The sequence below is a fragment of the Pseudomonas sp. PS01299 genome, from assembly GCF_029960145.1.
Taxonomy (GTDB): Bacteria; Pseudomonadota; Gammaproteobacteria; order Pseudomonadales; family Pseudomonadaceae; genus Aquipseudomonas; species Aquipseudomonas putida_A.
This window is the reverse complement of sequence record NZ_JASCPO010000180.1, coordinates 1-12049: the sequence shown is the minus strand read 5'-3', so window position 1 is coordinate 12049 and position 12049 is coordinate 1. Positions and strand designations below refer to the sequence as shown.

At 61.6% G+C, this 12049-nt stretch carries 15 protein-coding genes; 8 read left to right on the top strand and 7 right to left on the bottom strand.

The genetic code is table 11. From position 1 onward, the window contains the following. Positions 1-85: 85 nt before the first annotated feature. Together QMX91_RS23400 and QMX91_RS23395 are read right to left on the bottom strand one after the other, a co-directional pair. The gene (locus QMX91_RS23400; RefSeq protein WP_135295471.1) at positions 86-754 is read right to left on the bottom strand and encodes an HAD-IA family hydrolase; all 669 of its coding nucleotides are present in this window, start codon (positions 752-754) and stop codon (positions 86-88) included. A gap of 79 nt (positions 755-833) precedes the next feature. Next, the gene (locus QMX91_RS23395; RefSeq protein ID WP_098968195.1) at positions 834-1247 is read right to left on the bottom strand and encodes a response regulator; all 414 of its coding nucleotides are present in this window, start codon (positions 1245-1247) and stop codon (positions 834-836) included. A 199-nt stretch (positions 1248-1446) separates the two neighbouring features. On the opposite strand from QMX91_RS23395, the gene QMX91_RS23390 reads away from it, so the two are divergent. Further along, positions 1447-2388, top strand: coding sequence for a class I SAM-dependent methyltransferase (locus QMX91_RS23390; RefSeq protein ID WP_282413457.1), 942 nt, complete (start codon positions 1447-1449; stop codon positions 2386-2388). A 126-nt stretch (positions 2389-2514) separates the two neighbouring features. Here the strand turns inward: QMX91_RS23390 and QMX91_RS23385 are convergent, their stop codons facing one another. Beyond that, positions 2515-3294 (bottom strand): LuxR C-terminal-related transcriptional regulator, encoded by a 780-nt coding sequence (locus tag QMX91_RS23385; protein WP_282413456.1) that lies wholly within the window; start codon positions 3292-3294, stop codon positions 2515-2517. Between the two features lie 111 nt (positions 3295-3405). Between QMX91_RS23385 and QMX91_RS23380 the strand changes: the two genes are divergently transcribed. Both QMX91_RS23380 and QMX91_RS23375 read left to right on the top strand, forming a co-directional pair. Then, positions 3406-4521, top strand: coding sequence for a polyamine ABC transporter substrate-binding protein (locus QMX91_RS23380; protein ID WP_282413455.1), 1116 nt, complete (start codon positions 3406-3408; stop codon positions 4519-4521). Between the two features lie 163 nt (positions 4522-4684). Then, positions 4685-5803, top strand: coding sequence for a P1 family peptidase (locus QMX91_RS23375; RefSeq protein WP_115990150.1), 1119 nt, complete (start codon positions 4685-4687; stop codon positions 5801-5803). 92 nt (positions 5804-5895) lie between these two features. Here QMX91_RS23375 and QMX91_RS23370 read toward each other — a convergent pair whose 3' ends face one another. Then, entirely contained in the window at positions 5896-6483 is a 588-nt protein-coding gene (locus tag QMX91_RS23370; RefSeq protein WP_282413454.1) for an NAD(P)H-dependent oxidoreductase, read from the bottom strand. A gap of 86 nt (positions 6484-6569) precedes the next feature. On the opposite strand from QMX91_RS23370, the gene QMX91_RS23365 reads away from it, so the two are divergent. Beyond that, positions 6570-7208 (top strand): TetR/AcrR family transcriptional regulator, encoded by a 639-nt coding sequence (locus QMX91_RS23365; RefSeq protein ID WP_282413453.1) that lies wholly within the window; start codon positions 6570-6572, stop codon positions 7206-7208. A gap of 199 nt (positions 7209-7407) precedes the next feature. Here QMX91_RS23365 and QMX91_RS23360 read toward each other — a convergent pair whose 3' ends face one another. After that, positions 7408-8094 (bottom strand): GNAT family N-acetyltransferase, encoded by a 687-nt coding sequence (locus QMX91_RS23360; protein ID WP_282413452.1) that lies wholly within the window; start codon positions 8092-8094, stop codon positions 7408-7410. Between the two features lie 194 nt (positions 8095-8288). Between QMX91_RS23360 and QMX91_RS23355 the strand changes: the two genes are divergently transcribed. Both QMX91_RS23355 and QMX91_RS23350 read left to right on the top strand, forming a co-directional pair. Beyond that, positions 8289-8612 (top strand): YXWGXW repeat-containing protein, encoded by a 324-nt coding sequence (locus tag QMX91_RS23355; protein ID WP_223008049.1) that lies wholly within the window; start codon positions 8289-8291, stop codon positions 8610-8612. Between the two features lie 41 nt (positions 8613-8653). Beyond that, positions 8654-8866, top strand: coding sequence for a YXWGXW repeat-containing protein (locus QMX91_RS23350; protein ID WP_027614713.1), 213 nt, complete (start codon positions 8654-8656; stop codon positions 8864-8866). A gap of 15 nt (positions 8867-8881) precedes the next feature. On the opposite strand, the gene QMX91_RS23345 is transcribed toward QMX91_RS23350, so the two are convergent. Then, positions 8882-9442, bottom strand: a complete 561-nt coding sequence (locus QMX91_RS23345; RefSeq protein WP_098968183.1) for a YceI family protein — start codon at positions 9440-9442, stop codon at positions 8882-8884. 98 nt (positions 9443-9540) lie between these two features. Continuing rightward, positions 9541-10899, bottom strand: coding sequence for an MATE family efflux transporter (locus QMX91_RS23340; protein ID WP_027614711.1), 1359 nt, complete (start codon positions 10897-10899; stop codon positions 9541-9543). A 126-nt stretch (positions 10900-11025) separates the two neighbouring features. Here QMX91_RS23340 and QMX91_RS23335 point away from each other — a divergent pair, with 126 nt between their 5' ends. Then, entirely contained in the window at positions 11026-11595 is a 570-nt protein-coding gene (locus tag QMX91_RS23335) for a chorismate mutase (RefSeq protein ID WP_282413451.1), read from the top strand. A gap of 124 nt (positions 11596-11719) precedes the next feature. Then, positions 11720-12049 (top strand): hypothetical protein (locus QMX91_RS23330; protein WP_282413450.1); only part of this gene is annotated, 330 nt, incomplete at its 3' end.

The following is a 12049-nucleotide window of genomic DNA, read 5'->3' as shown; positions in this document are numbered from 1 at the left end:
CGAATGCGCTGAATCAGTCGACATCGCATGCAACTGAAAGACCGCATTCGCGAGCAAGCCCGCTCCCACAGGGGACTTTGTAGTGTCAGGCCTTCTGCAGGTGCAGTTGACCTTGGCTATCGACGACAACGCTCAGCGGCTCATAACTGTCGATAGTCGCGTGGCGGGTTTCGAGGGGATGCTGGTGCGTCGTGGTGATGATCATCAGCGCTGCACCTGCCGCTTCAGCAGCCTGGATGCCGACGGTGGCATCTTCGAAAATCAGGCAGTCGCCAACCTCAAGCCCCAGGCGCTTTGCCGCCAGACGATAACCCGCCGGATCGGGTTTGCCAGCCGTCACATCCTCCGCCGTGATCATCACCGCAGGCTCGCAAATCCCCGCCGCCGCCATCCGCCGCAACGCCAGATCCCGTGGCGCCGAAGTCACCATCCCCCAGCGCTCACTCGGCAAGGCTTCGAGAAACGCCGCGGCCCCAGGTATCTGCACGATCCCTTCGACATCATCGATTTCCGCCTGCGCGATAAACGCCGCTTGCGCCTCGGCGTCCACCCCTGGCAGGTTCAGCCGGCGGATGGTGTCGATGGCGCGGGCGCCATGGATGGTCGGCAGGAAACGCTCGACATCAACCCCGTGGCGCTCGGCCCACGCGGCCCAGACGCGCTCGGCAGCGGCGATGGAGTTGAGGACAGTTCCGTCCATGTCGAACAGGAACGCGCCGAACGCGCGGTCGAAGACGTTATCGTGAGCAGACAAAAGGTCGCATCCTTTGACAGAATTGGGCAGATTGGCCGGGCAATGTAGCATTTTTGCCCGGCCATTCGCCCCGAAGGGCTCAGTGCAGACGCGCGGCCTTGGACTTGAACGCGCTGTCGACACAGTCAAGCAACTGGCCGATGGCCCACGGCTTTTTGATGAACGCCACCGGATGCTTGACCCCGGAAGTTTCCGGGGTTTCATAACCGGACATGACCATCACCGGTTTGTCCGGCCAGCGGTCGCCGACCAGATTGGCCAGCCCCGCTCCGTTGATTTCACCGGGCATGGTGATGTCGGTGAGCAGCAGCGCGACTTCCGGCGCGTGCTCTTCCAGATACAGCTTGGCGGCATCCGCGCTGGTTTGCGGCTCGACCTTGAAACCTTCCTCCTGAAGAATTTCGCAGAGAAACTCCAGAATCAACGGGTCGTCCTCAACCACCAGAATCAACCCGTCAGGAAGGTGCTCGCTCGCCGTCGGTGTTGGACTCATGAACTGGCACTCCCTGAATTGCATTAACGATTTAGCGGCTCGAATCCGCTGCTTATCTGGTATGAGCAGCGCGCCCTGCATAAATTCATTTTTGATACAGGTCTTTTCTTAACAGTCCTGATCAGCGTTCGGCGACGGGCGTTCGCCAAGCGGCTTTTGTGGTTAAAATGCCGGCCCTTTTGCTTGCCGACCGTGACTGATGAACCCTGAAGCCCTCGCCACCCTCCGCGCCCATCTGCTGCCTGCACTCGCCGCGGCACCGAGCGAAACCCGCCGCCTGTTCCATGGCCGTGGGCGTTGCTGGCCGGGGCTGGAACAGTTGACGGTGGACTGGCTGCAAGGCGTGGTGCTGGTCTCGCTGTTCAAGGAGCCTGTGCCCGAGCAGCTCGAAGCGCTCAAACACTTGTTGCTCGACATCAGCACCTCGGCAGAATGGCAACAGTCCGCTGCCCACACCTTGCTGGTGCAACATCGTTACCTGCCGCAGAGCACCGCCGAATGGCTGCTGGGCAATGAAATCGACGAGATGAGCATCGTCGAGGGCGGCTTGCAGTACCGCGTCGACCTGGGCCGCAAGCAAAACGCCGGGCTGTTTCTGGACATGCGCTACGGGCGCAACTGGGTGCGTGAGCAGGCAGCGGGCAAACGCGTACTGAACCTGTTCGCCTACACCTGTGGGTTTTCCGTGGCAGCCATCGAAGGCGGCGCCAGCCATGTGGTCAACCTCGACATGTCCCGCGCCGCACTGAGCCGCGGTCGCGACAATCACCGGTTAAACGGGCATGACCTGAGCAAGGTGAGTTTCCTTGGCCACGACCTGTTCAAGTCCTGGGGCAAGGTGATCAACAGCGGCCCGTACGACCTGGTGATCATCGACCCGCCATCGTTCCAGAAAGGCAGCTTTCTGCTGACCAAGGATTACCAGCGCGTATTGCGTCGTTTACCGGAATTGCTCACGGCTGACGGCACGGTGCTGGCGTGCATGAATGATCCGTCATTTGGTTCGGATTTTTTGATCGATGGCGTGACGCAAGAGGCGCCAAGCTTGCGCTTTGAGCAGCGGCTGGAGAATCCGCCTGAGTTTCCGGATATTGATCCTGAGAGCGGCCTGAAGGCGCTCGTCTTCAAACGCACAGATTGACCTGGCACCCCGATAACCAATGTGGGAGCGAGCCTGCTCGCGAATGCGGTGTGTCAGCCAGGATTTCATCAACTGACAGAATGCTTTCGCGAGCAGGCTCGCTCACACAGGGGGGGCTGGTGTGGCTCATGAAGTGGATGGGCGCAACACCAGCGCAAACAGTTTGCCATGCCCGTTCACATTGAGCTTGTGATAGAGATTGCGCCGATGCACCTTCACCGTCTCCGGCGAGATGCCCATCTGCTGGGCGATGGCCTTGCTGGAAAAGCCCTGCAGAATCAGCCGCGCGGTGTCGACTTCACGGGTGGTCAGGCGCGCATCGAAGCGATCAAGCAGCGTTGCCAGATCCCCCGCCACCGGCTCGGCGCCCGTCCCTTGCGGCGGCAACAGCTGCACGTGTCGGCGCATCGCCGCCAGCACCCAGTCGCGCACACACAGCAGACGGCCCTGCTCGGCCAAGTCGAAAGCCGTCGAGCGCCCGAGTGACAGGCCAAGCACGCCGCCCTCGATGTTGATCATGAACTGCAACTCGTCCTCACCGACCACCGAGCGAAAGTAGCTCTGGTAATACTCGCTGTGCAGAAACTGGTCCGGCGCCACCGAGGCCAGGCTATGCAGGCCGTCGGCGATGCCGGTCGAGGCGGTTTGGTAGAACGGATCGAGCAGGTACATGCCAGCGGTGTAGCTGGCCAGTTCTTCCTGCTCGTCGGCACGGCCCTTGCTGTCGAAGTCGATCAGCAATTGCGGTGCCTGCCCCGCCTTCATCAGCGCCACCAGCGCGTTGTCCAGCGGCACCAGCAGGCGCAGCGTGTCGACCAGCGCGCGCCAGAAAGCGTCCTGGCCGACGGCGGTAAACACCCGCGCCAGACTTTGGTGCACCGGCAACTCCTGCAACAACGCGTCCACGCTCTACCCCTTTTGAGTAACCCATGATGGGAATGGGTCAGGCGTGCCCGCCCCGATAGGCTGAGCACTCCTGTCAATCACCGGCCTGCCGCAGGCCAGGAGTGCCGCATCATGCGTTGTCGTCGTGGCTATATCAACCGGGGCATCAACCTTGGCCTGCTCGCCTGTTTTGGCGTCGCATCCGCCGCCAGTGCCGCCGATGCGCCGAGCGTGCACGTTTACAACTGGTACGACTACATCGGTCCGACGACCCTGGCTGACTTCAAGCGCGACAGCGGTATTCAGCCGGTTTACGACACCTTCGACAGCGCCGAAGTGCTCGAAGGCAAACTGCTGACCAGCCGCAGCGGTTACGACGTGGTGGTGGCGAGCAACTTCAGCCTGCCGACGCTGATCAAGGCCGGCGCCCTCGCCCCGCTGCCTCGCGATCAACTGCCGGGCTGGAACAATCTGGACAGCGATCTGCTGAGCAAACTGGCCAACAACGATCCCGGCAATCAATACGCCGTGCCTTATCTGTGGGGCACCAATGGCATCGGCTACAACGTCGACAAAGTGCGCGCCGTACTCGGCGACAAGGCGCCGCTGGATTCGTGGGATCTGGTGTTCAAGGAAGAGAACCTCGCCAAGCTTGGCCAGTGCGGGGTGGCGATGCTCGACTCGCCATCGGAAATGCTTCCGGTGGCCCTGCACTACCTCGGGCTGCCGCCCAACAGCACCAACCCCGAGGACTACCAGAAAGCCGAAGCGCTGCTGCTCAAATTGCGCCCGCACATCGCCTACTTCAACTCGTCGAAATTCATCAGTGACCTGTCCAACGGCAACATTTGTGTGGCGGTGGGCTGGTCCGGGGCGATGCTCGAAGCCAAGACCAACGCCGAGCAAGCGCACAACGGCGTGAAGATCGCCTACAGCCTGCCCAAGGAAGGCGCGCCGGTGTGGTTCGACACGCTGGTGCTGCTCAAGGACGCGCCGAACCGCGCTCAGGGTCTGGCGTTTATCGACTACCTGCTGCGCCCGGAAGTGATCGCGCCGGTCAGTGATCACCTGTCGTACCCCAACGGCAACCGCGCCGCGACGCCACTGGTGGCTGCGGCCACCCGGGATAACCCGGCGGTGTATCCGTCGGCCGCGGCGATGGCCACGTTGTACACCCTGGAACCGCTGCCCAAAGCCACCGAACGCGTGCGTACGCGGGTGTGGAGCAAGGTCAAGAACGGCCAGTAACCCCAACACATTTCCCTGTGGGAGCGAGCTTGCTCGCGAATGCGTCGGGTCAGTCAACATCTCCTTTGAATGACACACCGCCTTCGCGGGCAAGCCACGCTCCCACAGGGTTTTGTGTTCAGTCCCGCTCATTCATTTCTGCCTTTTTATAGAGAGACATCCCATGAAACCTCGTGCCCGTGACCTCAACATCCGCATCGGCCAACTGCAACCCGGCCCGCTCAACGCCATCACCGACGTCCCCGGCGTGCGCGTCGGCCACAGTAACGTGCGTGGCCGCAGCGACAGCGGACGGGACATCTGCACCGGCGTCACAGTGATCGAACCGCGCCGCGGCTCGACCAACCAGCAACCGTGCTTCGCCGGGGTGCATGTGCTCAATGGCAATGGCGATGCCACCGGCCTTGAGTGGATTCGCGAGGCCGGGCTGCTGACCAGTCCCATCGCCTTCACCAACACCCACAGCCTCGGCGTCGTGCGCGATGCGTTGATTGCGCTGGATCGTCAGCAGCAACCGGACGATGGGCGCCTCTACTGGAACATGCCGGTGGTGCTGGAAACTTTCGATGGCTTGCTCAACGACATCAACGGTTTTCATGTCAAACCCGAGCATGTCGCCGAGGCACTGAATTCTGCGCATGACGGTGCCGTTGAAGAAGGCGCCGTCGGCGGCGGCAGCGGCATGATCTGCCATGAATTCAAGGGCGGCATCGGCAGCGCGTCACGCCGGTTGAGCAGCGCTCAGGGCGGCTGGACGGTGGGCGCGATCGTGCAGGCCAACCACGGCATTCGCAGTGAGTTGCGGGTCGACGGTTATCCGGTGGGCCGCTACATGGAGCAGGTAGATTCGCCGTTCCTGCGGGCTTCGCTGCCGCATCCAGGCATGGGTTCGATCGTGGTCTGCCTGGCCACCGACGCACCGCTGCTGCCGCATCAATGCACGCGCCTGGCACAGCGCGCCAGCCTCGGTCTGGCGCGCAGCGGCGGCGGTAACGAAGACCACAGCGGCGACATTTTCATTGCCTTTGCCACCGGCAACGAGCAGGTGCCATCCGCCGCTTACGAGGGTAAAGGCGCGCCAACCTGCGACGGCTTGCGCATGGTCAACAACGACCACATCAGCGAGCTGTTCCTCGCGGCTACCGAGGCGGTCGAAGAAGCGATCATCAACGCCCTGCTCGCCAGCGAGAGCACCGCGGGCAACGGGCATGCAGTGCCTGGGCTGGATAAGGAAACTCTGCTCGCCGCCCTCGCCAAGGCCGGCTGGCCCGGCGCCCGCTGACCTGTTGGAGCTGCGGCACGCTGCGATCTTTTGACCTTGCTTTCATAAATCAAAAGATCGCAGCCTTCAGCAGCTCCTACAGGAGGTGCGACTCAGGTGAACATCTGGGCACCGATGTGCCGTGCCGTCTGCAGATGTTCCTGTGGATCACGCACTTCCGACTCCACCATCAGCGTCGAACTCACTACCGTCGCCCCGCTGTAATCGAAAATCCCGTGTTCGATCTGCGCCTTCATCGCCGGGCCATAACCGTGACGTTCGTAGGCGCGTTCATCGGCCCCCGCAAGCCCGACCAGATGCACGCGCAGGCGCTGCAGCTTCTTCACATGCTTGAGGTCGCCAGCGAAATCAAACGCCCAGCCGTTGCTGAACACCCGATCAATCCAACCCTTGAGCAACGCCGGCATCGACCACCAGTACACCGGGAATACCAGCACCAGAGCGTCGGCCCGATCAATCCGTGCCTGTTCCGCCAATACGTCGGCTGGTGGCTGCGCCTCGCGGTGATGCACGGCGAAATCCGCTGCGCCGAACACCGGCTGAAATCCCTCGGCGTAAAGATCGGCGATTTCCCGGGTATTGGCGGGGTTGGCGCGGGTCAAGCCCTCGGCAATCTGCGTTGCCACGCTGTGGGTCAGCGAACGCGGTTCGTGATGCGCCACAACAATCAATGCGTGCATTGTCATTCTCCTGTAAGTTTGCGCTGACCAAGGGCTATATACTCTTGGTAAGTTATGAACATTAAGTTACGTTTGGTATATAAGCGATGTCAACCATAGAAATGACCGAAGCCGATTCCCCTGCCCAGCCGCGACGTCGCCTGTCGCGCGAAGATCGCAACCGCCAGTTGCTCGACGTCGCCTGGCAGATCATTCGGGCCGAGGGCACCGATGCCCTGACCCTGGGTTATCTGGCGGACAAGGCAGGGGTGACCAAACCGGTGGTCTACGACCACTTCACCACTCGCTCGGGCTTGCTCGCGGCGCTGTATCGCGACTTCGATACTCGCCAGACTGCGGTGATGGATGCAGCGATCGACCAGTGCCCGCCAACGCTGATCGACACCGCGACGGTGATCGCCACGGCGTACGTCGATTGCGTGTTATTGCAGGGCAATGAGATTCCTGGAGTGATTGCCGCGCTGGGCAGCACGCCGGAGCTGGAAAAGATCAAGCGCGACTACGAGGTAATCTTCCTCGAAAAGTGCCGCAGTGTGCTGCAACCGCTGGCTGCTGGCGGGGAAATCACCCAGGCCGGTTTGCGCGCGATGCTCGGTGCCGCCGAGGCGTTGTCGAATGCTGCCGCCAGTGCTGAAATCAGTGCCGGGCAAGCGAAGGACGAATTGTTCGCCACCATCATCGCGATGGTGGAACGGGCCGCCGCCCGTGCGACTAGCGGTACTTGAGTCAGCCCCCGCGCGTTCCCATGATGAAGGTACGCAGGCGCTTCACTCCTGAGCGACTGCGTAGGGAACGGGTGTTCTGAACCCCAAATCAAGCCTGTTCCCTGTTTCATGCGCAGCTTGAGCCTCATGGGCTCTACTTCTCCCCATCAAAGAGCCTTGAGGCTCTTTTTTTGTCCGTTTTTTGCGCCGGACTCAGGACTCAGTGCAGCGTCAGGCGCTGACGGACAAACTCTTCGACGTGACGGGTAGTTTGATCCAGATGCCGGTCGCGCTGTTTTTCGGCATCGAGCATCGCGCGCTTGCCGTTTTTCTGCAGCAGGTAGGTGTGGATCTGCTGCACTTCCAGCGAGCGATAGATCGGTGTGGTGTCGATGAAACCGCGCAGGCCATTGCTGCGGTAATGCCGGGTGCTCATCAACACCTGGGTTTCGCGCGCGCCGATCACCTCGAAACCCAGCGCCTCGAAGTACGGCACCTTGCCGACGCTGCAGGTCAGTTCGGCATGCGGATAACGGCTGACCATCTCGCCGATCATCGCCCGTGCCACGCCCTGGCGCCGATAGCCTTCGCGCACGGCCATGTAGGCGACGCTGCACGCTTCCCAATCGCCTTGCACCGGCAGGTACAAGAGGAAACCGGTGACCCGCTCCGGATCGTCCTCGGCCGTCGCCACCAGCAACTCCACCTCGGTGCCCTTCTCGCCATTCAGCGCCTCCAGATACAGATGCACCTCATAGCCGACCGCGTATTGATAGACGTTGTACAGCAGATTGCTCGGGCCAAGACCGACCGCGCTGATGTCGGTGAGGTAATCGACCACCAGTTGCAGAATCTGGCTGTTGACGCTTTCGGTGCATGGGGATTTGTAGTGGGTGATGCGTGGCATGACAACTGAACTCCGGCGGAAAACCGCGACATCATACCGTGTCCCGACGCCTGCCACCGTCGCAGGAAATACCGAAGCAAGCTGAAGGTTGACCTGAAGAAAATTTCATCTGCCAAGGCTCGGATCTTTCGCCGATTTAGCGTCCAATTCTTCAGCTGCGTTCACTTTTTTAACGCAGGCCTTGAGGAGTTCACATGAGCGTTTTGCGTTCACTGTTCAAATGGCGGCAAGCCTTGTTGCTGGTGCCGCTGACCCTGGCAGCGCTGGCCAGCACCCCGGTGTTTGCACAACCCCCGGTTTACATTCAGCAGGCACCGCCGCCGATGCGCATGGAAGTGATGCCCGGCCCGCGCCCCGGTTATGTCTGGGATCAGGGCCATTGGCGCTGGGAAGGACGCGGCTACGTGTGGATGCCCGGTCATTGGCAACCGGTGAGGTACGGCGCGCACTGGCGACCAGGTCACTGGCAGGCGCGCGGTCCTAACTGGTACTGGGTCGAAGGCCACTGGGCCCGTTGAACCCGCTCGGCAACAACAACTTATCTACCGGGAAGACCACCATGTCGCGAAACCTGAAAACCCTGCTCGCCGCCTCACTGGTCGCGATCACCCTGTCGGGCTGCATTGTCGAACCGGTACGGCCGCATCGGCCACCACCGCCGGTGGAAGTCGTGCCGGTCATGCCAGCGCCCGGTTATCACTGGGTCGCCGGTCACTATCGTTGGGATGGACGTGAGTGGCGCTGGGCACCGGGACATTGGCGCGCCTACTGACCTGAGCGGCTGGCGTCACTGCTGTGGCGCCACTACCTTGAACTTGATCGCGATGTCGTTGGACACCACAGTGTCCGTCCACTCCCCCGCCCCGAGTCCGAACTGGTCACGCTTGAGCACCAGCTCACCGTCGAAAATGCCGATCGAACTGTCCGGTTTCAGCTCGACCGGCACCTGCACCTCGCGGGTGATGCCCTTGAGGGTGAGCTGGCCGGCGATCAGATAATGATTGCCCGTGACCCAGGTAAAACGGCTGGACTCGAACACCGCCACGGGAAAGCGCTGCGTATCGAACCACGCCGGTTTCACCAGTTCGGTGTTGGCGTCGGTGCTGCCGGCGTCGATGCTGTTCAGGTCGATGTGCAATGTGGTGTGGGCGCCGGCGAGGTTGTCGCTGTCGAACTGCAGTGTCGCGTCGAACTTGCCGAAGGTGCCGTACATCAGCGAGCCCATCTGGCTGTAGGTGAAACTGATCTGGCTGGCGGTGGTGTTGACGCGGTTGTATTCAGCAGCCTGCGCCGCGCTCGTGACGCACAGGCAGGCAAACAGTGCCGCAGCGGTGAATCGGGCACGCATGGGATTCTCCGGACAGGGCAAACCTTCGAGGCCTCGACTGACTTAAGCAAACAACCGGCGAATGCGCCATGTCATTTGTCTGCCGGTGTGGCTCGGGCTCAGACCAGCCGCTCGATCTTCTGATGCTGCCAGACCAGTTTGTAATACAGCGTCTGCAACACCAGCATGCCCAGATACGCCACCGGGAACGCCATCCAAACGCCCTGCAAACCGTACTGACCGTCCAGCCAGTAAGCTGCCGGCAACTGCACGCCGACCACGCAGACAATCGCAATAATCACCGGCACCAGCACCGTTCCGCTGGCGCGCATGATGCCGCCGATGATCGCCTGGAAGCCGAACACCAACAGGCTCCACAACATGATGTGCAGCAAGTGCTCAGCCATCGCCCGGGTCGAATCTTCGGTCAGGAACAGTCCCAGCAACCAGTGCGACAACAGGTAACCGAGCACAATCAAACCGCCGGTCAGGCACACGTTGATCAACAGCCCGGTGCGCAGGATCGCTGCCAGGCGTTGCAGTTGCCCGGCACCAATGGCCTGGGCGCCAAGGATCGAGGCGGTGATGGCAATCGACAGCGCCGGAAACTGTACGTAGTTGACGATCTGCGTCACCGCGCCATAGGCCGCTGTCGCCTGCGAGCCGTGCTGGTTGACCAGCGCCAGAATCACCAGCTCCGACAGCGACAACACAATCATCTGCACCCCGGTCGGCAGGCCGATGCGCAGCACCTTGCCGAGAATCGCCGCGTCCAGGCGCAGTGCCGCGAAGAACTCGCGGTCCGGCGCCAGCGGATGGTCCTTGCGAATCAGCCGCCACGCCAGCCACGTCATGGCCGACAGGTTACCGGCCAGGCCGGCGAAGGCGGCACTTTGAATGCCCAACTGCGGCAGACCGAACCAGCCACGAATCAACGCCGGGGTCAGCGCCAGCCCGACCGAGGTCGACACGATCAGCGCCAACAGTGGCGACACGGTGTCGCTGACTCCGCGCAGCAATTGCGTGAACAGCACAAACACCAGCATCGACGGCAGAATCCACATCATCACATGCGCATACGCCACTGCGTCGTCCAGTACATCCGCCGGCGTTCCTAACCCTTGCAATGCCTGACGCGCAAACACGCTGCCGAGTACCGCCGCCAGCAAACCGATCAACACCCCCAGCAACAGCGTTGCCCCGGCGATCGCCTTGACCATGTGTGCCTCGCGCGCGCCCCACGCCTGGCCGATCAACACCCCGGCGCCCGCGCCCAGGCCGATCACCAGCGCGATAAAGAAAAAGATCACCGGAAACATCCCCGACACCGCCGCCAGCGCTTGCGTACCGAGCATCTGCCCAATGTAAATGCTGTTGACCGTGCCCGACATCGATTGCAGGAAGTTGGACAACACCATCGGCGCAAGGAACAGCAGGTAGGTTTGCCAGAGCGGTTTGATGGTGCTGGGGGTTTGCATTGAGGATCGTTCTCGGGGTGGGAGATGCGAGGGATATTACGCTAGATGGACGGGATAAAGTCGGTCGACATCGCCTCTGCTCAAGGCTTAAATGTCGGCACTATTTTTTGTGGAACGCGCCTGCCCATGACTCCGTTGCGAAATGCTCTGACCTGTTCCCTGCTGGTTCTGTTCAGCCACGCTGTCGGCGCCGCCGAGCCCCCTGCTTCCTCCGAATCGTTGCGTCCGTTGCTGACAACCTTGAACGAACGCCTGAACATCGGCGACCTCGTCGCCCTGACCAAATGGGACAGTGGCAAGCCGATTCAGGACAGCCCGCGCGAAGCCCAGGTCATCGCCAATGCCCGCACCCTGGCGACCGAACACCAGCTCGACCCCGAAGAAGTCGCCCAGTTGATCGCTGCACAAATGGAGGCAAACAAACTGGTGCAGTACGGATTGCTCGCGCAATGGCAGGCGGCTGGTGCGGCGCCGGACACCCCGCGACCGGATCTGGCGAAGCAGATTCGTCCGCGCCTCGACGAGCTGCAAACCCGCCTGCTGCGCCAGTACGCCGACTTCGCGCCGCATCGCCGCGACCCGAATTGCCCGGTCTGGCTGGCCAAGGCTCGGCAGGGTCTGAGCCACGACGCACTGCATGATCTGGCCCTGACCCGCGCCACCGGAGAACTATGCATTCGGGCGCAGAAGCTCTGAATCCGGACTTGCGGCATACATCGCTGGCGTCGATAGTCACCATCACGCCAATGAAGTTCTCATAAAAAATCCGCGGCGTAACATCAGCTCCATACCAACCCAATACACCCCGGAGCACACGATCATGAAACGCCAAACCATCCTCGGCATCGCTTTCTCGGTTCTTGCAGTTAACGCTTTTGCAGCAACACCCGTTCACACCCTGGTCGCTGAAGGCGGCTCGGACAAGTTGATTGAAAGCCGTCTGGCTGAAGGTGGTTCTGATCGTTTGCTGGAGCGCCGTGTTGCCGAAGGTGGTTCTGATCGTCTGCCGGAGCGCCGTGTCGCTGAAGGTGGCTCGGATCGTCTGCTGGAGCGCCGCGTCGCTGAAGGTGGTTCGGATCGTCTGCAGGAACGCCGCGTCGCTGAAGGTGGTTCGGATCGTCTGCAGGAACGCCGCGTCGCTGAAGGTGGT

Excerpts from the sequence above, each read along its gene's own strand:
- QMX91_RS23395 (WP_098968195.1), bottom strand. The coding sequence starts at position 1,247 with ATGAGTCCAACACCGACGGCGAGCGAGCACCTTCCTGACGGGTTGATT.
- QMX91_RS23390 (WP_282413457.1), top strand. The coding sequence starts at position 1,447 with ATGAACCCTGAAGCCCTCGCCACCCTCCGCGCCCATCTGCTGCCTGCA.
- QMX91_RS23380 (WP_282413455.1), top strand. The coding sequence starts at position 3,406 with ATGCGTTGTCGTCGTGGCTATATCAACCGGGGCATCAACCTTGGCCTG.
- QMX91_RS23375 (WP_115990150.1), top strand. The coding sequence starts at position 4,685 with ATGAAACCTCGTGCCCGTGACCTCAACATCCGCATCGGCCAACTGCAA.
- QMX91_RS23370 (WP_282413454.1), bottom strand. The coding sequence starts at position 6,483 with ATGCACGCATTGATTGTTGTGGCGCATCACGAACCGCGTTCGCTGACC.
- QMX91_RS23365 (WP_282413453.1), top strand. The coding sequence starts at position 6,570 with ATGTCAACCATAGAAATGACCGAAGCCGATTCCCCTGCCCAGCCGCGA.
- QMX91_RS23360 (WP_282413452.1), bottom strand. The coding sequence starts at position 8,094 with ATGCCACGCATCACCCACTACAAATCCCCATGCACCGAAAGCGTCAAC.
- QMX91_RS23355 (WP_223008049.1), top strand. The coding sequence starts at position 8,289 with ATGAGCGTTTTGCGTTCACTGTTCAAATGGCGGCAAGCCTTGTTGCTG.
- QMX91_RS23350 (WP_027614713.1), top strand. The coding sequence starts at position 8,654 with ATGTCGCGAAACCTGAAAACCCTGCTCGCCGCCTCACTGGTCGCGATC.
- QMX91_RS23345 (WP_098968183.1), bottom strand. The coding sequence starts at position 9,442 with ATGCGTGCCCGATTCACCGCTGCGGCACTGTTTGCCTGCCTGTGCGTC.
- QMX91_RS23340 (WP_027614711.1), bottom strand. The coding sequence starts at position 10,899 with ATGCAAACCCCCAGCACCATCAAACCGCTCTGGCAAACCTACCTGCTG.
- QMX91_RS23335 (WP_282413451.1), top strand. The coding sequence starts at position 11,026 with ATGACTCCGTTGCGAAATGCTCTGACCTGTTCCCTGCTGGTTCTGTTC.